Here is a 23260-nt window from a genome sequence, read left to right as displayed (position 1 = left end):
TCTTGGGAAGAAATGGGGGAAAGAACCCCCGGGGGAGGAGGTTCCTCCCCCAGGACCCCCTTCTCTGGTGGGGTTGTGTGGGGGGAGGCTGTACTTCTTACGGGATACCCGGCCTGCGGCCCTCACATTGGAAGGCCCGTAACGGCCCGCCCACCGGCTGGGCGGGCTGGGGGCGTGGGTAGGTACCCTTTGGGAGAAAGCAGAGAGTAACCGTTCGGTTTCCCACTTTCTCCTCCCGTCAATAAACCACTTTTCCCGCCCGCCCAAGCCGGTGGGCGGGCCATGAGGCGTTGGTCTTTGAGGCCGCAGGCCAGGCCCCTACATGACCAACCACCTTCCCCCGTTCCTCCCACCAGAGAATGGGGTTCCAAGGGGAAGGAACCTCCTTCCCCTTGGTGTTCTTTCCCCTATTTCTTCAAAGAAATGGGGCCCCGCCCGGGAGGGCTCCGTTCCCGCCCATTCCAACGGCGCTGGCGATGGAACGCCCCCCACGAAAGGAGATCGCATATCATGAAGTCCCTCTTCCCAATCCTATTGTGCCTGCTCCTGCTCCCTCTCACCGCCTGCCAGCCGGATTTCAGCGGCAGCCGCATGGGCACCCCCCGGGGACTTCACATGTCGTACACCGCCTTTCACACCACGGAGAAGCAGACCCTGTCCCTGAAGGCCGGAGAGGAGATTGCCCTCTCCCTGGTCAGCCAGGCGGGGACCCTGTCCATCACCATCTGGAAGGGGGAGGAGGAACCCATCTATGAAGGAGAGGGCCTGACCACTCAGGACTTCACTGTGGAGGTGGAGGAGGCCGGACTCTACACCGTGGCCGTCACCGGCCAGGGCGCGGTGGGCAGCGTAGATATCACCGTGGGCCAGGCCCCCTCTGTCCAGGGGACATGAGGAGGACAGGGGGAAGAAATTTTTGCAAACCACCCAAATTCGATGGAAAAAACGGAGGCAACCCATGAAAATAGTCTTAGCGTCCCAATCCCCCCGCCGCCGTCAGCTGCTGGGGCAGATGGGACTGGAATTTACCACACAATCGCCGGAGATTGACGAAGCCGCGTTCCAGGGCCGGGATGCCCGGGACCTGGTGCAGATTCTCTCCCGGGAGAAGGCCCGCTGGATCGCCGGGCAGGTGGACCCGGAGACCCTGGTCATCGGGGCGGACACCGTGGTGGTCCGGGACGGGGAAATCCTGGGAAAGCCCAAAGGGGAGGAGGAGGCCCGCGCCATGCTGGCCTCCCTGTCCGGGCGCACCCACCAGGTTTGCACCGGGGTCACGGTCTGCCGGGGGGACAAGGTCCTCACCCAGGTGGAGGAGACCCAGGTGACCTTCCGGCCCTTGACAGACCAGGAGATCCGCCAGTATGTCTCCACCGGGGAGCCCATGGACAAGGCCGGCGCCTACGGCATCCAGGGCCTGGGCGGGCTGCTGGTGGCGGGGATTCAGGGGGACTACCACAATGTGGTGGGCCTGCCGGTCTGCCGCTTGGGGCGGATGCTCCTGGACTTCGGCGTGGACTGTCTGGCACTGGCTGGCCGCTGACCTGGGGGATGGACTCCGGCGTCCCGGCCCGCCCGGGAACAGGAGAGGACCTGCCGTGAAACGATGGATGCAGCATACATGGGTAAAAATCATCGCCGTGGCTCTGTCTCTGAGCCTCATCGCCGCCGCTGTGGCACTGGTCCTGACGGGGACCACCGAGCCGCTGCGGGGGGTGGGGGAGACCGTGTCACGGCCCTTTTCGCGCTTTTTTTCCCTGGTTACGGACAAACTCCGCCAGGGCGGGGACTATCTCAAGGGGGTCCAGGCCCTGCAGGAGGAGAACAGGGCCCTGGAGCAGGAGGTGGCCCAGCTCCGGCGGGCCGCCCGGGCGGGGGACCTGGCCACAGAGGAGAACGCCCGGCTCCGGTCCCTGCTGGAGCTCCAGGAGACCGGGCAGGACCTCACCTTCACCGCCGCCTGGGTGGTGGCCCGGGCCCCGGACAACTGGAAGGGGGAGGTCACCCTGGACCAGGGAACCGACCAGGGGATTCAGGCCGGCCAGTGCGTGGTGGATGAGCACGGGGCCCTGGTGGGCCGGGTGAAGGAGGTGGGGGCCAGCTGGGCCAATGTGACCCTGCTGTGGGACCCTGGCTTCCAGATGGCCGGCCAGGGGACCAAGTCCGGGGTGCTGGGCTCCCTGGAGGGGTCCTTGGACCTGCTGTCCCGGGGAGAGCTGGCCCTGGCCTGCCTGACGGAGGCCGACCCCGTCTCCCTGGGGGAGGAGGTGGTCACCTTCGCGGCCCAGGGGGTGTATCCCTCGGGGCTGGTGGTGGGCACGGTGATGTCCCTGGAGGAGGACCCCGGCGGCCTCACCCGCTCGGCCATCCTCACCCCGGCCGCGGACCTGAATACGCTGTCCCAGGTGTTCGTGGTGACAGCCTTCTGGGAGGAGCGCTGAATGGGCCGCCTTCGTCTCTACCTCATCACCGCCCTGGCCTTCCTCCTGGAGGTGCTGGTCCTGCTCTGGTTTCCCGTGGCCGGGGTTCGGCCCAGGGTGCTTCCCCCGCTGGTGTGTCTGGTGGGGGTGGAGCAGGGCCCGGACCGGGGGGCGGAATGTGGATTTTTTGGGGGAATTCTTTGCTATCTGGCCGGCGCCACCCCCTGGCAGATGGCCCTGCTGGCCCTATTGGGGGGGCTGTCCGGGGTCATTTTCCACAAAGCCAGTTCCTTTTGGGGAAAGTGGCTCACCTGTCTGGCCGCGCTGGCGGGGCTGGAGGTCCTGCTGGTGCTGGGGCACTGCCTGGCCGGGGCCTCTGTATTCGCGGGGCTGCGCATTGCCGGGCCGGAGCTCCTCCTGTCTGCGGCCTGCTTCCCCCTGGCTGTGCTCCTGACCCGGCTCAAAGGGCATCCCCGCAGGAAGAGGAAGGGCTGGTGAGCCGGCCCGGAAAAACACTGTTTTATGACAGGCCCCTCCTGGATCACAGGCCGGGAGGGCGCCCTTTGTTTGGAAAGGAGGACCACCATGCCCAACCGCCGCCTTCCCGCCGCCGCCGCTTTTTTTGCCGCTGCCCTCACGGCCTTTGCTGTCCTGCTCTGGGGCCTGCAAGTCACCAGCGGCGCGGCCTACTATGCCAAATCCCAGCGAAGCATTGCCCAAGTGGAAACCGTCCCCGCCGCCCGGGGCAAGCTCCTGGACCGCAACGGAACCATTCTGGCCCAGGATCAGGTGACCTGGTCGGCGGTTCTGGCGGAGGACGTGGAGGACCAGGTGGTCCGCCGTTTGAAAACTCTCTGCCAGGAGGAGGACGTGGCCTGGGAGGGGACCGGCCCCATTGCCGGGGTTACCCCCCGTCTGCTGGCCCGGGTGAAGGAGGAGGGGCTGGCAGGGGTGAGCTTCACCCCTGCGGTCCAGCGGGTGGGCAGCGGCACCCTGGCCCCCCACGTTCTGGGCCGGGTGGGACAGATGAGCCCTGAGGAGTGGGAGGTCTACCAGGACCGGGGATACGCCATGGATGAAACCGTGGGCAAGGACGGGGCGGAGGGGGCCTTTGAGTCCTACCTCCACGGCACCCCGGGCCAGAAGGTGCTGGAGACCGACAAGGACGGCCGGATCACCGGGGAGACCAACGCGGTGCAGCCCCAGGCGGGGCGGGATGTGACCCTGACCCTGGACCGGGACCTCCAGGCCGCGGCGGAGACGGCCCTGGCCGGCTTCTTGGACCGCCATCCCCAGGCCACCGGCGGGGCCCTGGTGGCCCTGGATGTCCGGGACGGCGGGGTGCTGGCCATGGTGAGCCAGCCGGGGTATGACGCGGCCTCCTTCTCCGCCGACTATGCGGCCCTGTCCCAGGACGAGGCCCACCCCCTGATGAACCGGGCGGTGCAGGGGCTCTATGCCCCGGGGTCCACTTTTAAGCTGGTCACCGCCGCCGCGGCCTTGGAGGAGGGATTTCTCACCCCTGAGACCCAGATTTTAGACACCGGCCGCTATACCTACTACAAGAGCCCCCAGCCCCAGTGCTGGCTCTACCGGCAGGAGGGCAAGACCCATGGCCTGGAGACGGTGTCCGAGGCCATTGCCGACTCCTGCAACATCTTCTTTTACGACGCCGGCCGGCGGGTGGGCATTGACATGCTGGGGCAGTATGCCCGGGCCCTGGGCCTGGGGGAAAAGACCGGCATCGAGCTGGCCGGAGAGCAGGCCGGGGTGGTGGCCGGCCCGGAGTATACGGCTTCGGTGGGGGGCACCTGGTATGAGGGCAGCGTCCTCTCCGCGGCCATCGGCCAGGAGAACAACCGCTTCACCCCCCTCCAGCTGGCCCACATGGTGGCCACTCTGGTGGGGGGTGGGGACCGGTGGCAGGTCCACCTGCTCCAGAAGGTGGCCGGGGAGGCCCCCCGGGAAAAGGTACGCTTGGGCAAGGTCAACCTGTCCCCCGGCAATGTGGCGGCCATCAAGGAGGGGATGCTGGCGGTGACCCAGTCCGGCTCCCTGGCCGCGGCCTTCCAGTCCCTCCCGGTCCAGGTGGGGGCCAAGACCGGGTCGGCCCAAGTGGACGGGGAGGAGACCTCCAACGCGGTGCTGGTGTGCTTTGCCCCCTACGAGGACCCGGAGATCGCCCTGGCCGTGGTGGTGGAGCAGGGCGGGTCCGGCTCCTCCCTGGGCACCGTGGCCGCCCAGGTGATCCAGGCGTACGTGCAGTAACACCAAATCCCCGCCCCTGGGAACAGGCAGGTTGACGGGTCCGACCGCGCAGAGCGCCCCCGCTGGTTAGAATTTACACCAGCGGGGGCTTTGTCTGTGCCCGGTCCTTTGCCAAGGAAAGGGACGCCTCTTGGGTCGGGGGCTGTCAGTAAGAAAGAGAACGCTCTGCTCATCAGTACCGCTCTTGCGTTTTCTAAAAACCAAAATATAATTGAGGGTATCCGATACCATACTGTTGCCGCTACAGAATGATAAGTTCCTATTTCTGGAGGCGCGCCGTATTTCGGGAGAATGGGTTGAATACGACACGGCGTTGAAGGGCTGGAAGTTGCGCGTTGGGGAATCCGTCCTATGGGGAGATGTCTAAAAGAGGAGCAGGAGGGATAGCATGGATCGGGCAGAAGCATACCGGCGGGAAGTGGAAATGTTGTTCCGCACATGGAAAGAGAAGAACCCCCTTGACGGGATGGACCATCAGCATGGCATCTTTATTCGGGACGGCGTTGTCTGTCCCGAGCGGTGGTTTTCCCAAACGGTACGACCCCTGTTTTTATTGAAAGAGGCGTATCACGGCGATGGCGATTGGGATTTGATAGCGGACCATCTCTTGACTGAGGGAAAAATTGGAAGGCATACCACTTGGAAACGAATTTCTCAGTGGACCCGGGGGCTGATGCTGACCACGGAAGACTGCTTATACCCCTATGCCGATGAAGCCGCGGACCACGTTTTCGGAAATCCCTATCTGCGTCAGGCCGCCGTGGTCAACGTCAAGAAAAGTGGTGGGGAGAAAGTCTCGGATTATAAGGAAATTCAGCGGTATGCGGAATATGACCGCCGGGAGCTTCGCCGTGAGATTGAACTAATCGACCCGACCGTCATCGTCTGCGGCTATACAATTTCTGCCCTGAATATCATCATGGAAACGCCTGTCAAGGAGTATGCCAACGCCGAACAGCAAAACAGCAACTTGTTTTACACGGTGCAGATAAACGGCCACGCCGCCATCGTTTTGGACTATTGGCATCCATCCAACCAGTTTCCCGATCTGCTCAACTATTACGGCTTGATGGGGAGCTATCAGCAGGCGCTGCTCCACCGGGCAAAGGAGTAAGAAGCCGATGAATTTACGGAAGGCCGCCATACAAGTGCCCTGCCAGATGGCCTATGATGATGTCTGGCACTGGGAAAACGGTTTGATTAAAGTATCGAAGGAGGGGCTGTGGGGCTTCATCGACGAGAGAGGAAATGTGGTCATTCCAGTCGAGGATGACTCCTTGTCAACATGGCCTTTTCCGGGATTTTTCTCGGACTTGCCCTCGGTCTGCTCCTGCAGAACAGAAACCGCGCGGAACAATGAGTTTTCTGCACTGGCATCCCCCTCCGGCCCATTTCCCGGCACGGAGGGGGATGTTGCCTTGCCGAAAGCCCTTTCCCGCCGTGGAAAACCTTGCAATCATACCCCGTTTGGAGTATGCTAAACGGAGAATATCACCCAGAGGAGGGATGGAACGATGGCCTATGGGTCCGTGAAAATGTGCCTGCAGTGCGCCACCTGCAGCATGGTCTCCACCTGCCTGTTCCGGGCGCTGAAGTTTTTGTCCTGCCGGGACAGCCGGGTCAAGGAGGAGGCCTGCCGGTGGCCCCAGGGGAAGACCCTGCGGCTGGAGATCCCCGGCGCCAGGGGGTTCACCGTCACCGGCACGGAGAAGGGCTTCCGGAAGCTCCCCCAGGACACCCCCGGGGATGTAACCATTCGCTTTAAGAGTCCGGATGACGCCTTCCGGGTCTTCACCGGGCAGATCGGCATCGCCCAGGCGTACGCCCAGCACCGATTTACCCTGCGGGGAAACATGGGCCTGGCCATGCCCTTTGTGCGATGTGTGGACATTGCGGAGGGGTATCTTTTCCCCGCGGTTCTGGCCAGGCGAATCCTGAAGCGACGACCAAAAAAGGAAATATCCACCGCCCGGGTCTACCTGGCGGTGCTGTTTGGGAGGTAATGTGAATGTCCGCCTACTATGAGTTCAAACTGCCCGCCAAAATTCTCTCCGGGGACGGGGCCCTGGAGCACATCCCCCACGAGCTGGACAGCCTGGGGGCCCACCGCCCCCTCCTGCTCAGCGACCAGGGCCTGGAGCAGGTGGGGACGGTAAAGATTGTGCAGGCCGCCCTCCGCCAGGGGGGGATGGCGGCGGCGGAGACCTTCTGCCGGATTCCCCCGGACTCCTCCATCCAGGTGGTCAACCAGATCGCCGGCCTCTACCGCCAGGCCCAGTGCGACAGCCTCATCGCCGTGGGGGGCGGATCGGTGATTGACACCGCCAAAGGGGTGGGGATGGTCCTGGCCCAGGCGGGCAGCGACCTGCTGGATTCCGCCGGCTGCGAGGTCCTCCCCCGGGGGGCCCATGTCCCCTTTGTGGCGGTGCCCACCACCGCGGGCACCGGCAGCGAGGCCACCTTGGTGGCCGTGGTGGCCAACCCGGCGCTCCAGGTGAAAATGGAGTTTCTCAGCTATCATCTGCTCCCCGACGTGGCGGTGCTGGACCCCCGGATGACCGAGACCCTGCCCCCCCGGATCACCGCCTCCACGGGCTTTGACGCCCTGGTCCACGCCATTGAGGCGGCCACCTGTCTCCAGCGCAACCCGGTGAGCGACTCCTTTGCCGAGCGGGCTATCCGCCAGATCACCCAGAGCCTGCCCCGGGCGGTGAAAAACGGCAGGGACCGGCGGGCCCGCATGGCCATGGCCAACGGCAGCCTGCTGGCCGGGGCGGCCTTTTCCAACTCCATGGTGGGTCTGGTCCACGCCATCGGCCACGCCCTGGGCGGGGTGTGCCATGTGGCCCATGGGGACGCCATGACCATTCTGCTGCCGGCGGTGATGCAGTACAACCTGGACAAATGCCGGGAGAGATATGGGGAGCTGCTGCTCCACGTGGCCGGCCCCGAGGTCTACGCCGCCACCCCGGCGGCCCAGCGGGCTCAAAAGACCATCGACACCCTGAAAGCCCTGCGCCAGGAGCTGGCTGACGCCACCGGCCTGCCCACCACCCTGTCCCAGACCGGGCGGGTGAAGCAGGAGGACTTCGAAGCCGTGGCCCGCACGGCGCTGAACGACGGGGCCATTATTGTGAACCCCGCCGAGGCAGACTACGACGAGATCCTGGGAATTCTTAAGGAGGTGTGGGCATGAGTAACGCCACCCACGTTGCCAAGATTGAGGAGACCGTGGCCCGGCAGCGGGCCTTCTTCCAGACCGGCGCCACCCGTCCGGTGGCGGTCCGGGTGGCCGCCCTGAAGCGGCTGAAAAAAGAGATTCAGGCCCGGGAGCAGATTTTGTTGGACGCCCTCCAGGCCGACCTGCACAAGTCCCACTTTGAGGGGTATATGTGTGAGCTGGGACTGAACCTGGACGAGCTGGGCTACCTGGCCCGGCATGTGGCCGAGTGGTCCCGCCCCCGCCGGCGTCCCACCCCCCTGGCCCAGTTCAAATCCAAAAGCTATGAGCTGGCCGAGCCCTATGGGGTGGTGCTGGTGATGTCCCCCTGGAACTATCCCTATCTGCTGAGCCTGGACCCCCTCTTCGGCGCGGTGGCCGCGGGCAACTGCGTGGTTCTCAAGCCCAGCGCCTACGCCCCCAACACCAGCCGGGCCATGGCCGAGCTCATCGCCGCTGTCTTTAACCCCGACTGGGTGACTGTCATCGAGGGCGGCCGGGAACAGAACGCCGCCCTGCTGGAGCAGCGGTTTGACTACATTTTCTTCACCGGCAGCGTGGATGTGGGCAAAATGGTCATGGAGAAGGCCAGCCGCCACCTGACCCCGGTGACCCTGGAGCTGGGGGGGAAGAGCCCGGTTATTGTGGATCGCACCGCCAACATCCCTCTCACCGCCAAGCGCCTGGCGTTCGGCAAACTCCTCAACGCTGGCCAGACCTGTGTGGCCCCGGACTACTGCCTGGTGGACCGAAAGGTCCGGGACGAACTGGTGGAGGAGCTGAAAAAGCAGTTCCAGCGGATGCTGGGCCAGGACCCTCTGGCCAACGACCACTTTGTGCGGATCATCAACCGCAAGCACTATAACCGTCTCCAGGGCCTACTGGAGGGGGAGGAGATCCTGTACGGCGGCGGCCACCGGGACGACCCCGACTCGGACAGCGGATGGATTGCCCCCACCTTGGTGGCGGATACCCTGGACGGGACTTCCAAGCCCATGGGGGAGGAGATTTTCGGGCCCATTCTGCCCATCATCCCCTATGACGGTCTGGACCAGGCCATCCACTTCATCAACCGCCGGGAAAAGCCCCTGGCCCTCTATCTCTTCACCCGGAGCCAGCGGATTAAGGAGCGGATTCTGCGCAGCTGTTCCTTCGGGGGCGGGTGCATCAACGACACCATCATCCACCTGGCCACCCACCACATGGGCTTCGGCGGCGTGGGGCAGAGCGGCATGGGAAGCTACCACGGCAAGCGGAGCTTCGACACCTTCTCCCACTACCGGGCCATCGTGGACAAGGCCACCTGGCTGGATCTGCCCATGCGGTATCACCCCTATAAGAAGTTTAACGGCAAGCTCATTCGGATGTTTATCCACTGACCTTGCTGGGTTGGCACCCGTCCGGGAGGGTTGGACTCTCTCGGGCGGGTGTTTTGGGTTTTATCCCCACGCCGTTGGAACGGGCGGGAACGGTGGCTTGCCCAGCCGGGGCCCCATTTCTTGGGAAGAAATGGGGGAAAAAACCCCAGAGGGAAGAGGTTCTTCCCTCTGGACTCCCTTCTCTGGTGGGGTTGTGTGGGGGGAGGCTGTACCTCTTACGGGATACCTGGCCTGCGGCCCTCACAGTGAAAGGTCCGTAACGGCCCGCCCACCGGCTGGGCGGGCTGGGGACGTGGGAAGGTACCCTTTGAGAAAAGGAGGAGAAAAACCATTCCGTTTCCCACTTTTTCCTCCCGTCAACGAACCACCTCTCCCGCCCGCCCGAGCTGGTGGGCGGGCCATGAGGCGTTGGTCTTGGAGGCCGCAGGCCAGGCCCCTACCTGACGGAACCACCTTCCCCCGGTCCTCCCACCAGAGAATGGGGTTCCAAGGGGAAGGAACCTCCTTCCCCTTGGTGTTCTTTCCCCTATTTCTTCAAAGAAATAGGGCCCCGCCCGGGAGGGCTCCGTTCCCCGCCGTTCCAACGGCGCCGGGCAAACACCCCAATGGCTCCCTCCCCCGAAACCAAGGGCCGGACCCTGCCAGCCCCCGACAACAAACGGCCTGCCGCACATCCTGCGGCAGGCCGTTCGCGAAATAGGAAAAGTCAAGCACTGGGCAGCTCTGCCCGGGTATAGGTCTGTTCTCCTGTGGCCAGATCCAAGGTGACCGAGTACAGCCCTTGTGAGAACAGCAAGTCCCCTTGGTTGCCGTTGCTGTCAAAATCGTAGACATCCTGTTCTACCTTGGCCTGGTAAAAGACCTGACTTCCGTCGGGAGAGAGGGACAGGTTCTCCAAATGGGCGTCATGTACGCCGTACCGCCCGTCTGAACTGCCTTTGATCACTTCCCGATAATCTGTTCGTTTCAGGTCTTGGTCAAAGACAGAGATGTAATATTTTGCACCTGACAGGGTACCCTTTCCAGCGGCCCAAGCTGCTGCCGTTACCTGCGCTGTGTTTTCAGTGTCCGCATAGGCAACCATCTCCCGGCTTCCGCAGAAACCGCCGATGACAGCTTCTTCCTGCGTCATGGCAAAGGGGCTGGGCCCTGGATAGGGTGTGATCTTCTGCAGCAAACGGACCAGGGAGGAAAAACACTGTTCGACGGTGTAGCTGCCCTGGGGATGAAAGCGGTTGTCCCCAACCCCCTGCAGGATTCCCAGCTGGGTCATTAGCTGAACGTCCTCTTGGGCCCAGGATGCAATCTGCGCGCTGTCGTCGTAGGACAGAGGGGACAGGGCATCGGACACCTTTCCCATGCAGGCCCGATAGGTGCGGGCCAAAATCACGGCAGCTTCCTGACGTGTTATGAGGGTGGCACCGTCTAAGCTGCCGTCTTCCCGGCCCTGCAGAATCCCCAGCTCTTTGGCCACCGCCAGCACGGGGTCGTACAGTCCTACGGTCCCCCAGCCGGAGGCTTTCTGGAGCCGGAAGCTGGTTACATTGAGGTAGAGGTCCAGGTCCGTACCGTATGTCCGGGCCACCAGGGCGGCGGCGTTCTCCCCAAAGGCCTGCCGCTGAATGGGCTGGCGGTAATCCCCGCCGTAGGGTGCCCGGGCCAATCCATAGTACAGGGCGGAAAAGACATCCGTTTCCGCCCAGTCAGAGCAGGTATATGTCCGCTCCGCCTCGGCCGCGGAGCAGAATGTACCGGCGCCAGGGATCAGAAGCAGCAGAGCCAGGCAGAGTGTGCAGAGTTGTTTTTTCATGGGAGCCTCCTTTTCAGTTTGTTTGGCACTATTGGCACTATAAACAGTATATAAAAATGCTCTAACTATTGTCAATTAAATTGGACAAGTTATAAGCGCCTCCCCAAAACTGGGCAGGCGCTTATTGCAAAAAGGACGCATCTTTATGAGACTGCCGGCAGCACCACCGGGTCAAACGCCGCCAGGGCCTCCTGGTCCTCGGCCTGGGTCCACACCCGGCCGAAGGTGGCCAGCAGGGCGGTGGTCTGGCCGCTGACGGGATCGGCGGTGACGCTGTCCCGCTGTCCCATCACCGACAGGGTGACAGGCGTGTCAGCCAGGGCGCCCTGGAGCTGGCGGCAGAAGGTCTCCAGGGTTTCCTCCTTCTCTTCCACGGCGCGGAGGGAGTCCAGGTCTCCCTGGGTGGGGAAACCGCAGTCGGTGAGCAGGATCTCGTCAAAGCCCAGCTGGGCCAGCTCCCGGCACAGGCCGATGAGGTAGGATTGGACCTGGGGCTGGGCGGGGTCCAGCCAGCCCTGGCGGCTTTCGTCCAGCCAGGGGGAGCCGCTGACCCGGTGCAGGGAGAGACCGGGTTCCTCCCGGACCAGAGCACTGTCCCGAAGGCAGGAGACCTGGGCCACGGTGTACAGGCCGGGGGTGTCGTTCAGGGCGCGGAGGACTTCGTTTCGGTCCGGGTCCCCGGAGGAGGCCCCGGCATCGGCGGCCAGGGGGAGGGCGGAGACATAGCCCAGGGCGCCGTCGGCGGTTTTCATGGGGAGAATGACCCCGTCATAGCCGTCGGCCAGGGTCTGGGCATCGGCCAGCTGGTCCAGGGAAAGGAAAACCCCCTGGAAGGGGTCGTTTTCCTCCGGCAGGGAGAGGTCCTCCGCGGGGGCCGAGGCGGGGGTGGAGGCCGCCGGCGGATGCAGCCAGGCGGACACCTGCTGAGAGATGGCGGCGGGGGAGAGGACCCCCAGGCCGCACAGCAGGAGAAAACCGCCGGAGAGCACCCCGGCGGAACACAGGAGAACCAGCAGAACCCGGCCGATCCGGGACGGGAGGGAGGGGGTGTGATAGGAGCTGTGGCGCATGGAGGATCACCTTTCTCTGGGGAGATTTGGCGGGACGGGGGACTTGGGCGGGGCCGCCGGGCATTATGTACCCACCCACCGGAAAAGAAAGAGCAGCCCCAGCCCTGGCAGCCCCAGCAGGCCCAGGGTGAGGGCGTTGAAGGCATTGACCCCCAGGGCCAGACCGGCGGCCAGGCCGCTCTGGGACCACAGGGCCAGAAACCCCAGACCCAGGGCGGAGCGGGCCAGGAGCTTCAGCAGCCAGCCCAGGGGCCGTCGGAAGATCACCAGGAACAGGACGCTGAAAAACAGGATGGTCAGCCAGGGGCCGCCCTCGGCAAAGAGATTCATGATGTGGCCTCCGTTTCCAAGGATTTCATCTGCCGCAGCAGATAGGTGTGCTTGGCCCGCAGGGCGCTGATCTCATAGAGATAGTACTCCAAGAGGTCCCGGTCCGCCGTCTGGTCAAAGCCCGCTTGGGCGGCGGCCAGGTCCCGGCTGGTCTCTTCCAGGTGCCGGCGCAGAGACTGGGCCTGGGTGGGGGGCGAGGATTTCGCCATACAATCCCTCCTTGGGAGACAGGGTCTCCCTGTGATTTCAGTATATGGATAGCCTGCGCGGATATGCCGGGGATTATGCGGGGGAATTTTTGGACCAGGCGACAAAAAACCAGAAAAAGTCGGAAATCTTGCAAAAAGCCCTTCCCGAAACGGCAGGATATGCTATAATGGACCTGTTCTTTCCCTTGGCCTTCGTTTCCGGGGGCCAAGGCTTACTTTCGATCCTTCAGATGAGGTGGATGCCATGAAAAAGACCCTGAACCGATCCCTCTCCCTCCTGCTGGCTCTGGTGCTGGCGGTGAGTCTGGCTGTGCCCGCTTTGGCCGCTGACGAACCGGTGACGCTGGATCAGACAAAGCTCTCCCTGTCTCCCAAGCAGAGCGTTGTCCTCCACGCCACCCGCTCCAGCGAGTATCAGGACCAGCGGATCACCTGGAAATCCAGCGACACCAGCGTGGCCACCCTCTCTGACCAAGATCATAAAAAGGGGAACGTGACCATTACGGCGAAAAAGAAGGGCACCACCGCCATCACCGCCTCCGTGGGCGGCTACCTGGCGGTGTGCAACGTCACCGTGGAGGATGACTATGTCACCGATGTCACCATCACCCCCGCCGGTCCGGAGACCCTCCCTGTGGGCAAAACCCGCCAGCTGGAGGCGGAGGTGGTCTATGCCCACGGCACCCAGGGGGACCAGACCGTCACCTGGACCACCGACAACCCCAAGGTGGCGACCGTCACCCAGAAGGGCTTGGTCACCGCAGTGTCCGAGGGCACAGCGGAGATTGTGGCCCTGTCCAAGGAGGGCAGCAAGAACGGCACGCCGGTGATGGAGACCTATCAGCTCACCGTCACCAAGCAGGGGGCGTCCTCTGCCGATGATGTCCTCTCCCTGTCCGCCACCACCGTGACCACCAGCGGCGGCCAGTACGTGGATACGGTGCTGAAGGCCCCGGTGGTCACCATCCGCAGCGGCGCCACCGATGTCACCGACGCCTACACCCTCTCCTACCGCTGGACCGACAGCGCCCAGAAGGAGCTGGGCACCCAGGACACCCAGCTGATCCAGCCTGTGACCCTGTCGGACCTGACGGTGACCTGTACCGTCACCGCCACCAGCAAGACCGACAGCACCCAGGTGCTCACCGGCAGCTGCCGCTATGGCGTCAAGGTCTACCCCGGTACCACCGTGGGGGCGGCCCACGCGCTGACGAAGGGGAGCGTCACCCTGGACAAGCTCATGGATCTGGAGGGCAAGCAGTCTATCCTGGATCAGCTGCTCCAGGGGGATGGGGACTCTCTGCTGACCCCCGCCATCCCCGGCCTGACCCATGTGGTCTTTGACATGAACTCCGTCACCGGCGCTGCCGTAGGCACCCTGTCGGCCAGGGGAGAGGTGGAGTACTATCTCAGCCGGGAGGCCGACGGGAATCACCTGGCCGACGTGTCCTTCACCCCCCTCCAGGCGGGGACCTATGGGATCAACTTCCTGGCCTATGGGGACCAGGTCTACTACGGCCGGCTGGAAGTGGTGGTCAGCGGACAGGCCGTGGAGCCCCCTGACGGGGAGGATATCCCATGTGACTGCACCGGCTATACCTTCACCGGCTCGGACTTCTTCCACAGCGGGGACGCCGACCCGGTGGCCGCGGTGCTCTTTGGCAAGCCCTCCGCCGGCCAGCTGCTGCGGGACCTGGCCCATGGCAGCGGGGTGGCCGAGGAGGGCGCCCGCTACTACACCAACGCCGCCAGCAACGGCGAGTACCATGTCTCCACCCTGAGCTACCTCCCGAACGCCGGTTTCTCCGGCCGGGTGACCCTTCCCGTGACGCTGATCACCCAGTCGGGCAAGCAGGTGGAGGATACCCTCTCCTTCTATGTCACCAGCAAGACCCACTCGGAGCAGTTTACCGATGTCACGGAGACCACGGTGGGCCTCTGGGCGGCCGACGCGGTGGACTTTGCCTACCACTTCGGACTGGTCAGCGGGGTGGAGGAGACCAAGTTCGCCCCCAACTCCCCCATGACCCGGGCCCAGCTGGTGACGGTTCTGTACCGGGCAGCGGGCAGCCCCGAGGTGACGGTCACCACCAACTTTGAGGACCTGGACGTGGGCGCCTATTACTACAACGCGGTGGTCTGGGGCAATGTGATGGGGGTGGTCAACGGCACCTCGGACACCACCTTCAGCCCCAACGCCTATGTGACCCGGGAGCAGCTGGCCACCATCCTCTACCGCTACGCGGACACCATGGGGGACAATGTGGCCGTGTCAGGCAACCTGAATGCCTACACCGATAAGGACAAGGTGGGTTCCTACGCGGTGACCCCCATGACCTGGGCGGTGGAGCACGGCATCATCACCGGTACCACCGGCACCACCCTCTCCCCCAAGTCCACCACCACCCGGGCTCAGGTCGCGGTGATGCTCCACCGGTACCTGACCGACTGATCCCTCTGCCCTTTTATCCCAGCCAGCCTCCCAGGAGGCTGGCTGCTTTTCTGCCCCCGGGGCCTGCCAGGATTCCCCTTGACATACCGCGGAAAAATGGATTAAGATAAAGGGTATTATATGACGAGCTTGGGCCCATGGGCCCATTTTCATAGGACAAGGAGAACTTCCATGGCAAAGAGCAAACGGGAATATGGCAACGAATCCATCTCCATGCTGGAGGGGGCCGACCGGGTGCGGAAGCGGCCCGGGGTGATTTTCGGCTCGGACGGGCTGGAGGGCTGCGAGCACGCGGTGTTCGAGATCCTCTCCAACGCCATCGACGAGGCCCGGGAGGGCTACGGCAAGGAGATCATCCTCACCCGGTTCCGGGACGGCCGGATTCAGGTGGAGGACTTTGGCCGGGGCTGCCCTGTGGACTGGAACGAAAAGGTGGGAAAATACAACTGGGAGCTGGTGTTCTGTGAGCTCTACGCCGGGGGCAAGTATGACAACGCCGCCGGGGACAACTATGAATACTCCCTGGGCCTGAATGGCCTGGGCGCCTGCGCCACCCAGTATGCCTCCCGGTTTATGGACGTGGTGGTCCGCCGGGACGGCAAGCGGTATGACCTGCATTTTGAAAAGGGAAGCCTGGTGGGAGAGATGAAGGTCTCCCCCGCCGACCGGAAGAAGACGGGCACCACCATCACCTGGCTGCCCGACCTGGAGGTCTTCACCCAGACGGACATCCCCACAGACTACTTCACCGACATCCTCCACCGCCAGGCGGTGGTGAACGCGGGGGTGGTCTTCCGCTTTAGGAACCAGGGGGAGCGGGGCTTTGAGGAGACCCTCTTCACCTACGAAAACGGCATTGCCGACTATGTGGCCGAGCTGGCCGGCCAGGCCCCCCACACCCCCATCCAATTCTGGACCGGGGAGCGCACCGGACGGGACCGGCCGGACAAGCCGGACTACAAGGTAAAGCTCTCCTGCGCCTTCTGCTTCTGCCCGGCCCATCATATCATTGAGCACTATCACAACTCCTCCTGGCTGGAGCACGGGGGCGCCCCGGAGAAGGCCATGCGCTCGGCCTTCCTCTCCGCCATGGACGGGTGGCTGAAGCAGAACAACAAGTACAACAAGAACGAGGCCAAGATCACCTGGCCCGACGTCCAGGAGACCCTGATCTTTGTCTCCAACAACTTCTCCACCCAGACCTCCTACGAGAACCAGACGAAAAAGGCGGTGAACAACCGCTTTATCCAGGAGGGCATGACGGAGTTTTTGCGGGAAAAGCTGCAGATCTTCCTGCTGGAGAATCCCCAGGCGGTGGAGGAGGCCGCCCGGCAGATCCTGGTGAGCAAGCGCAGCCGGGAGGCCGGGGAGAAGGCCCGGCTGAGCATCAAGAGCAAGAGCCTGGCCGGCTCGGTGGACATCGCCAACCGGGTGCAGAAGTTCGTGGACTGCCGGACCAAGGAGGTGGCCCGCCGGGAGCTGTATATCGTGGAGGGGGACTCCGCCCTGGGCTCGGTGAAGCTGGGCCGGGACGCGGAGTTTCAGGGGATCATGCCCGTCCGGGGCAAGATCCTCAACTGCCTGAAGGCCGACTACGGCAAGATTTTTAAGAGTGAAATCATCACCGACCTGCTCAAGGTCATGGGCTGCGGGGTGGAGGTCAATGACAAGCACAACAAGGACCTGTCCCTGTTCAACCTGGCCAACCTTCGCTGGAATAAAATTGTCATCTGCACCGACGCCGACGTGGACGGCTATCAGATCCGTACCCTCATCCTCACCATGCTCTGGCGGCTGACCCCCACCCTGATCCAGGAGGGGTATGTCTACATCGCCGAGTCCCCCCTGTATGAGATCAACGCCGGGGGAAAAACCTGGTTTGCCTATTCCGAGAAGGAAAAGGCGGAGATTCTCACCCAGCTCGACGGGAAAAAGCCCGTCATCCAGCGCTCCAAGGGCCTGGGCGAGAACGACCCGGAGATGATGTGGATGACCACCATGAACCCCGACACCCGCCGCCTGATCCGGGTGATGCCCGCCGAGGCGGAGGCCACCGCCCAGGTCTTTGACCTGCTGCTGGGGGAGAATGCCCAGGGGCGGAAGGAGCACATTGCGGAAAACGGCTATAAATATTTGGACCTGGCGGACATTTCCTGACCGCCGGGCCGCCCCAGGATAGAAAGGAGACTGGCGTATGGACCACAGGCAAGCAAGAAAAACAGGCTGGACCATCATCGGCTGCGGCTGTGTCTTTATCATTCTCACAAAGCTCTGGGTGGGGCTGGCCATGGCGGCGCTGGGCCTGCTGCTCATCGCCCTGGGGGGCCGGTGCCCCCACTGCGGGAAGATTCTGTTCTTCCTGCCCGCCAACGCCAACCAGTGCCCCAAGTGCCACGGCCCCCTGTAAGCGGGCCCGCTGGTGTGCCCCCCCAGGGGGAATCTACAACAGAGGAACAACAGGAATATGGCAAGAAAAAAATCATCTGACCAGGGTAAGAAACGGGTCAATCCCGAGGGGGTGATGGGGCTGCACGCCGAGGTGCTGGAGCAGCCCATCACCGACACCCTGGAAATCAACTATATGCCCTACGCCATGAGCGTCATCATCTCCCGGGCCATTCCGGAGATTGACGGGTTTAAGCCCTCCCACCGGAAGCTGCTGTACACCATGTACCAGATGAAGCTGCTCACCGGGGGCCGCACCAAGTCGGCCAACGTGGTGGGGGCCACCATGAAGCTCAACCCCCACGGGGACGGTGCCATTTACGAGACCATGGTCCGTCTCTCCCGGGGGTATGGGGCTTTGCTCCACCCGCCGGTGGACTCCAAGGGCAACTTCGGCAAGGTCTACTCCCGGGACATGGCCTACGCCGCCTCCCGGTACACCGAGGTCAAGCTGGACGGGATCTGTGAGGAGCTCTTCCGGGACATTGACAAGGACGTGGTGGACTTTGTGCCCAACTACGACGGCACCCTCACCGAGCCGGTGCTGCTGCCCACCACCTTTCCCAATATTCTGGTCTCGGCCAACATGGGCATTGCCGTGGGCATGGCCTCCAACCTCTGCGGGTTCAACCTCACCGAGGTCTGTGAGGCCGCCATCGCCCGGATCAGGCACCCCGAGGCCGACCTGCTGGACACTCTCCGGGCCCCGGACTTTCCCACCGGGGGACAGCTGCTCTACGACCGGAAGGAGATGGAGAACATCTACCGCACCGGCCGGGGCTCCTTTAAGGTCCGGGCCAAATGGCGGTATGTGAAGAGTGAAAACCTCATTGAAATTTATGAGATTCCCTACACCACCACCGCCGAGGCCATCCTGGACAAGGTGGCCGAGCTCATCAAGCTGGGCAAGGTCCGGGAGGTGGCCGACATGCGGGATGAGACCGACCTGTCGGGTCTGAAGCTGGCCATTGACCTGAAGCGGGGCACCGACCCGGACAAGCTCATGCAGAAGCTCTTCCGCACCACCCCCCTCCAGGACTCCTTCGCCTGTAACTTCAACATTTTGGTGGACGGCATGCCCAAGGTCATGGGGGTGGGGGAGATTCTGGACCGGTGGACCGCCTGGCGGTCTGACTGCGTCCGGCGGTCGGCCCAGTTCACCCTGAGGCAGAAGGAGGAGAAGCTCCACCTCCTCCGGGGTCTGGGGGCCATTCTCCTGGACATTGACAAGGCCATCGCCATCATCCGGGGTACGGAAAAGGACGCCATGGTGGTGCCCAACCTGATGGAGGGCTTCCAGCTGGACAAGGTCCAGGCGGAGTATGTGGCGGACATCCGCCTGCGCAACATCAACAAGGAGTATATCCTAAAGCGCACCGCCGAGACCGAGCAGCTGGAAAAGGACATCGCTGACCTGGCCGACCTCATCGCCAAGCCCACCCGGATTCAGAAGGAGATCATCCGGCAGCTGGAGGCGGTGAAGAAAGCCCACGGGCAGGACCGCCGCACGGAGATTCTCCTCCAGGATCAGCTGGCGGAGGAGGTGCCGGAGGAGGAGGACGTGCCCTCCTACCCGGTCCACCTGTTCCTGTCCCGGGAGGGATACTTCAAAAAGATCACCCCCCAGTCCCTGCGGATGTCGGGGGAGCAGAAATACAAGGAGGGGGACGGCCCGGCCTTCCACTGGGAGACCACCAGCGCTGCGGAGCTTCTCTTTTTCACCAACCGGCAGCAGTGCTACAAGGCCTTCGCCCATGCCTTTGACGACAGCAAGGCCAGCGTCCTGGGGGACTATCTCCCCGCCAAGCTGGAGATGGAGGAGGGGGAGACCATCCTCTGGGCCGGCCTGGCCGGGGACTATACCGGGCAGCTCCTGTTCTTCTTTGCCAACGGTAAGGTGGCCCGGGTACCCCTGGCCAGCTACCAGACGGTGACCCGCCGGAAGAAGCTCACGGGGGCCTACTCTGACAAGAGCCCCTTAAAGGACGTGCTGGCCCTTCCGGCGGGGCAGGAGGAGGACGTGGTCCTCTACTCCACCGAGGGCCGGGCTCTCCTCTTCCAGACCGACGGCATTCCGGTGAAAACCACCCGGTCCACCCAGGGGGTCCAGGTGATGACCCTGAAGAAATCCTACCAGGTGGACCACGCCGCCCCGCTGGGACAGACCAGCTTGGTGAACCAGTCCCGCTACCGGGCCCGCAGTCTGCCTGCCGCCGGGGCGCTGCTGAAGGCGGAGGATCAGGGGGACCGGCAGATGACGTTGGAGATTTGAGGGGGGCTTTTTCATCGCCTTCATCGCCGTTGGAACGGGCGGGAACGGAGCCCTCCCGGGCGGGGCCCTATTTCTTTGAAGAAATAGGGGAAAGAACACCAAGGGGAAGGAGGTTCCTTCCCCTTGGAACCCCATTCTCTGGTGGGAGGACCGGGGGAAGGTGGTTCCGTCAGGTAGGGGCCTGGCCTGCGGCCTCCAAGACCAACGCCTCATGGCCCGCCCACCAGCTCGGGCGGGCGGGAGAAGTGGTTTATTGACGGGAGGAGAAAGCGGGAACCCGAACGGTTACTCTCTGCCTTTTTCCCAAAGGGTACCCTCTCACATCCCCAGCCCGCCCAGCCGGTGGGCGGGCCGTTACGGACCTTTCGCTGTGAGGGCCGCAGGCCGGGTATCCTGTAAGAAGTACGGCCTTCCCCCACATAATCCCACCAGAGAAGGGAGTCCAGAGGGAAGAACCTCTTCCCTCTGGGGTTCTTTCCCCCATTTCTTCCCAAGAAATGGGGCCCCGGCTGGGCAAGCCAAGGTTCCCTGCCGTTCCAACGGCGTAAGGAGAAAACCCGCAACGCTCCCCGCCTGGGAGGCCCCCGTTCCCGCCCGTTCCAACGACGCAGGGAACCCCACCATACCCCACCGTTGGAAACGGTACCCCCAGAAAGGAGGCCGCCATGAAAAAGTACACCCTTCTCCCGCTGCTTCTGGCCCTCAGCCTCCTGACAGGCTGCGGTTCCCTGTTAGAGCGCAGCTACACCGCCGTCACCCCCCACACCCAGTTTTCCGACGAGTCAAAAAACGACGCCATCCTCCGGGCGGAGACCTACCAGGGCCTGGTCAGCGCCCTGCTGTACCTGGTGGAGCAGGGGGAGGAGACGGGGACCGTGCGTCTCTACCAGTACGGCAGCGTCACCGGCACCGCCGCCAGCGACGTGGATCAGGCCTGCCTGGAGGTCACCCAGGAGGACCCCTTGGGAGCTTACGCGGTGGACTATATCAAGTACGATGTGAAGCAGACGCCCTCCTATTACCAGGTGGAGGTCAAACTGGCCTACGCAGTGGACCCCGAGGAGCTCAGCCAGGTGATCTCCGTCACCGGTAGCACCGCCGTGGAGCAGGAGCTCCGGGCGCTGCTGCCCGATCAGCCGGAGAAGGTGGTCTTTCGGATCAGCTACTTTACCCAGGAGGACAGCGCCGAAACCCTGCGCCAGGCGGTCCAGGAGGCCTACCAGGCCCAGACCCGCCCCCTGCCCCCCCTTCTGGGGGTGGAGGTGAAGCTCTACCCGGACAGCGGCCAGCAGCGGGTGGCGGAGATTCTGCTCACCTGGCAGGCGCGGGAACACCAGACTGTGGAAGATTTTTTGGGAAATTTGAAAAATTAAGGTTGACAGAGCAGCCGGGATATGATATTATAATCCCTGCTGATGCGAGTGTAGCTCATCTGGTAGAGCGCCACCTTGCCAAGGTGGAGGTAGCGAGTTCGAGCCTCGTCACTCGCTCCACGGTGAGTCCATTCTGGGCTCACCGATTTTTTTGCAAAAAAAGACATCCAGACGGATGTCTTTTTTCTTATGTGGAAAGAGACGCCCCCGATCCCCGGCCCAGCCGGACCTCCGCCGGCGGGACCCCCAGCAGCAGCTGAAGGCCCGCGCAGGCCAGAAGGAAGAGGGGAGAGGCTTGACTTTGCCGGGGCAGGGGCCATTCCTGGGGTTCCAGGCAGTCCCCGGACAGGGTGACCAGTTCCCGCTGCAGAGCCAGGCAGAGGGTATCCTGCCCCAGGCTGGAGAAGGTGAGGGTGTCCCGGGGGGTCAGGCCGTAGCTCACCACCCAGGCTGCGGAGAGTTCTCCCGCCAGATGGGCCAGGGAACCGGGCGCCAGCAGGGCCCGGCAGGCGGTGGGAGCGGATGGGACCTGGATAAGGTCGGGGGAGACCACCACCAGATCGGCCCGCCCCGCCGGGGCGGAGGACAGGGCCCGCCCCCACTGGGGCGGCAGGTGGGCGCTTAAAAAGTGGGAGAGCGCCGGCTCCCGCTCCAGAATTTTCATGGTATACATCTCTGTTGCCCCCCTTTTGTCCCTTTAGTATGGGAAAACCAGGGCAAAATTATACGAAGACCTGCCGGGCGGGAAAATTCCCGGGCCGCCCGTGAAATTTTCCTTTTCAACGCCGGCCCCGTGTGCTATAATTTTATTGTATACGCATGGGGAAACCCTGAGCACCCACACATTTTTGAACTGATATAGAAAAAGGAGCGATTTACCATGGAACTGGAAACCGTACTGTATCGCGTTGAGGGGAACGTCGGCATCGTCAGCCTCAACCGCACCAAGGCACTCAACGCCATGAGCAAGCAGATCTTCGTGGACCTGACCACCGCCTTCGACGCAGCCGAGAAGGACGACACTGTCCGCTGCGTGGTGGTCAACGCTGAGGGCCGCGCTTTCTGCGCCGGCGGCGACATCCCCGAGATGAAGGGCCTGGACAACCCCGAGGCTGTCTTCGACTTCTACAACGTGGCTGGCATCTTCATGAAGAAGATGATCAACTTTGTCAAGCCCACCATCACTGTGGCCCACGGTGCCATCGCCGGTGCCGGCACCTCCCTGCTGCTGGCCGGCGACATCGCCCTGGTCTCTGACGACGCTATGTTCATGGTGGCCTTCGGTGCGGTGGGTCTGATTCCCGACTGCGCTGGTCACTGGCTGCTGCCCCGGGCCTGCGGCCTGAACATGGCCAAGGAGCTGATGATGACCCAGCGTGCTGTGAAGGCCCCCGAGATGAAGGAGCTGGGCCTGTGCAACCACGTCTATCCCAAGGAGCAGCTGATGGACGAGGCCATGAAGCTGGCCAACAAGATCGCCAAGGGCCCCCTGAACTGTTACAGCAGCTCCAAGCTCATCCTGAACAAGTCCTTCGAGACCAACCTGGAGGACCTGCTGAAGGAGGAGACTGAGGCCCAGGCCGCTGCCCGTCTGCATCCCAATGGCGACGAGGGTCTGGCTGCATTCCTGGAGAAGAGAAAGGCCAACTTCCAGTAAGTTGTTCCCGTTTCCCTGTGGGGGAAAACAGGGGAAGTATGCAATATTCATACGAAATGAATATTCTCTTGTCGAACCTGGGCAGCACGGTTTCTCCGTGCTGCCCAGTTCTTTTTATTTCATACGATTCCGCCGGCTCTTTTTTGAAAAAAGGACTTGCATCTTTTGTGAATATTGTGTATAATGCAAAGCGTTCTCCCCCCGGCGGGCGCAAAAAAACCTGCGGGGGAGAGCAGAAGTGAAATGAAAAGAGGTTATTCCAATGAAGAAGTTTCTCTCTGTCCTGATGGCGGCCACCATGCTGGTGGGCGTGATGGCCCTGACCGGCTGCGGCGGGGACACCACGGAGCCTACC

At 63.1% G+C, this 23260-nt stretch carries 21 protein-coding genes and 1 tRNA gene; 17 read left to right on the top strand and 5 right to left on the bottom strand.

Annotated features, from left to right (window positions below):
- Positions 1 to 510: 510 nt before the first annotated feature.
- From DV520_RS07730 to DV520_RS07685, 10 genes are all read left to right on the top strand, one after another.
- Entirely contained in the window at positions 511 to 894 is a 384-nt protein-coding gene (locus DV520_RS07730) for a hypothetical protein (protein WP_117142346.1), read from the top strand.
- Positions 895 to 958: 64 nt separating this feature from the next.
- Positions 959 to 1543 carry a Maf family protein gene (locus DV520_RS07725; RefSeq protein WP_021919328.1) on the top strand — a complete coding sequence of 195 codons (585 nt, stop codon included), beginning with the start codon at positions 959 to 961 and terminating at the stop codon, positions 1541 to 1543.
- Positions 1544 to 1598: 55 nt separating this feature from the next.
- On the top strand, positions 1599 to 2441 hold the full coding sequence (mreC, locus tag DV520_RS07720) for a rod shape-determining protein MreC (protein ID WP_165850067.1): 843 nt from the start codon (positions 1599 to 1601) through the stop codon (positions 2439 to 2441).
- The gene (locus DV520_RS07715; RefSeq protein WP_117142344.1) at positions 2442 to 2918 is read left to right on the top strand and encodes a hypothetical protein; all 477 of its coding nucleotides are present in this window, start codon (positions 2442 to 2444) and stop codon (positions 2916 to 2918) included.
- 87 nt (positions 2919 to 3005) lie between these two features.
- Entirely contained in the window at positions 3006 to 4688 is a 1683-nt protein-coding gene (locus DV520_RS07710; protein WP_165850066.1) for a penicillin-binding transpeptidase domain-containing protein, read from the top strand.
- A 388-nt stretch (positions 4689 to 5076) separates the two neighbouring features.
- Positions 5077 to 5802 (top strand): hypothetical protein, encoded by a 726-nt coding sequence (locus tag DV520_RS07705; RefSeq protein ID WP_117142342.1) that lies wholly within the window; start codon positions 5077 to 5079, stop codon positions 5800 to 5802.
- Positions 5803 to 5809: 7 nt separating this feature from the next.
- Positions 5810 to 6169: a WG repeat-containing protein gene (locus DV520_RS07700; RefSeq protein ID WP_021919323.1), complete on the top strand. Its 360-nt coding sequence runs from the start codon at positions 5810 to 5812 to the stop codon at positions 6167 to 6169.
- Between the two features lie 33 nt (positions 6170 to 6202).
- Entirely contained in the window at positions 6203 to 6691 is a 489-nt protein-coding gene (locus tag DV520_RS07695; RefSeq protein ID WP_021919322.1) for an SCP2 sterol-binding domain-containing protein, read from the top strand.
- 5 nt (positions 6692 to 6696) lie between these two features.
- Positions 6697 to 7884 (top strand): iron-containing alcohol dehydrogenase, encoded by a 1188-nt coding sequence (locus DV520_RS07690; RefSeq protein WP_021919321.1) that lies wholly within the window; start codon positions 6697 to 6699, stop codon positions 7882 to 7884.
- Positions 7881 to 9287: an aldehyde dehydrogenase gene (locus tag DV520_RS07685; protein ID WP_021919320.1), complete on the top strand. Its 1407-nt coding sequence runs from the start codon at positions 7881 to 7883 to the stop codon at positions 9285 to 9287. The genes DV520_RS07690 and DV520_RS07685 overlap by 4 nt, the downstream gene beginning before the upstream one ends.
- A gap of 706 nt (positions 9288 to 9993) precedes the next feature.
- Here the strand turns inward: DV520_RS07685 and DV520_RS07680 are convergent.
- The 4 genes from DV520_RS07680 to DV520_RS07665 form a co-directional block, all read right to left on the bottom strand.
- The gene (locus DV520_RS07680; RefSeq protein WP_117142341.1) at positions 9994 to 11097 is read right to left on the bottom strand and encodes an S-layer homology domain-containing protein; all 1104 of its coding nucleotides are present in this window, start codon (positions 11095 to 11097) and stop codon (positions 9994 to 9996) included.
- A 143-nt stretch (positions 11098 to 11240) separates the two neighbouring features.
- Positions 11241 to 12167, bottom strand: coding sequence for a putative glycoside hydrolase (locus DV520_RS07675; protein ID WP_165850065.1), 927 nt, complete (start codon positions 12165 to 12167; stop codon positions 11241 to 11243).
- 63 nt (positions 12168 to 12230) lie between these two features.
- On the bottom strand, positions 12231 to 12497 hold the full coding sequence (locus tag DV520_RS07670; RefSeq protein ID WP_117142340.1) for a pro-sigmaK processing inhibitor BofA family protein: 267 nt from the start codon (positions 12495 to 12497) through the stop codon (positions 12231 to 12233).
- A complete protein-coding gene (locus DV520_RS07665; RefSeq protein WP_021919318.1) occupies positions 12494 to 12706 on the bottom strand; it encodes a DUF2508 family protein in 213 nt (70 codons plus the stop codon). Before DV520_RS07665 ends, DV520_RS07670 begins: the two co-directional genes overlap by 4 nt.
- Positions 12707 to 12950: 244 nt before the next feature.
- Between DV520_RS07665 and DV520_RS07655 the strand changes: the two genes are divergently transcribed.
- The 6 genes from DV520_RS07655 to DV520_RS07630 all read left to right on the top strand — a co-directional run bounded on the left by DV520_RS07655 (position 12951) and on the right by DV520_RS07630 (position 21368).
- The gene (locus DV520_RS07655; protein ID WP_117142338.1) at positions 12951 to 15158 is read left to right on the top strand and encodes an S-layer homology domain-containing protein; all 2208 of its coding nucleotides are present in this window, start codon (positions 12951 to 12953) and stop codon (positions 15156 to 15158) included.
- A gap of 171 nt (positions 15159 to 15329) precedes the next feature.
- Complete coding sequence (locus DV520_RS07650) at positions 15330 to 17315, top strand: DNA gyrase/topoisomerase IV subunit B (RefSeq protein WP_021919859.1); 1986 nt, start codon at positions 15330 to 15332, stop codon at positions 17313 to 17315.
- Between the two features lie 37 nt (positions 17316 to 17352).
- The gene (locus DV520_RS07645) at positions 17353 to 17565 is read left to right on the top strand and encodes a hypothetical protein (RefSeq protein WP_021919860.1); all 213 of its coding nucleotides are present in this window, start codon (positions 17353 to 17355) and stop codon (positions 17563 to 17565) included.
- A gap of 57 nt (positions 17566 to 17622) precedes the next feature.
- Complete coding sequence (locus DV520_RS07640) at positions 17623 to 19875, top strand: DNA gyrase/topoisomerase IV subunit A (RefSeq protein ID WP_117142337.1); 2253 nt, start codon at positions 17623 to 17625, stop codon at positions 19873 to 19875.
- Positions 19876 to 20540: 665 nt separating this feature from the next.
- Entirely contained in the window at positions 20541 to 21248 is a 708-nt protein-coding gene (locus tag DV520_RS07635) for a hypothetical protein (protein ID WP_117142336.1), read from the top strand.
- A gap of 44 nt (positions 21249 to 21292) precedes the next feature.
- Positions 21293 to 21368 (top strand) — tRNA-Gly (locus tag DV520_RS07630).
- A 67-nt stretch (positions 21369 to 21435) separates the two neighbouring features.
- Here DV520_RS07630 and DV520_RS07625 read toward each other — a convergent pair.
- On the bottom strand, positions 21436 to 21921 hold the full coding sequence (locus tag DV520_RS07625) for a hypothetical protein (RefSeq protein WP_021919206.1): 486 nt from the start codon (positions 21919 to 21921) through the stop codon (positions 21436 to 21438).
- Positions 21922 to 22128: 207 nt separating this feature from the next.
- Here DV520_RS07625 and DV520_RS07620 point away from each other — a divergent pair, with 207 nt between their 5' ends.
- Entirely contained in the window at positions 22129 to 22905 is a 777-nt protein-coding gene (locus DV520_RS07620; protein ID WP_117142335.1) for an enoyl-CoA hydratase/isomerase family protein, read from the top strand.
- Positions 22906 to 23260 lie beyond the last annotated feature (355 nt).

Origin of the sequence: Evtepia gabavorous (assembly GCF_003425665.1) — a bacterium.
Classification (GTDB): Bacteria; Bacillota; Clostridia; order Oscillospirales; family Oscillospiraceae; genus Evtepia; species Evtepia gabavorous.
Note: the sequence above shows the minus strand (reverse complement) of the source record. Positions and strands in the feature narration are given on the sequence as shown.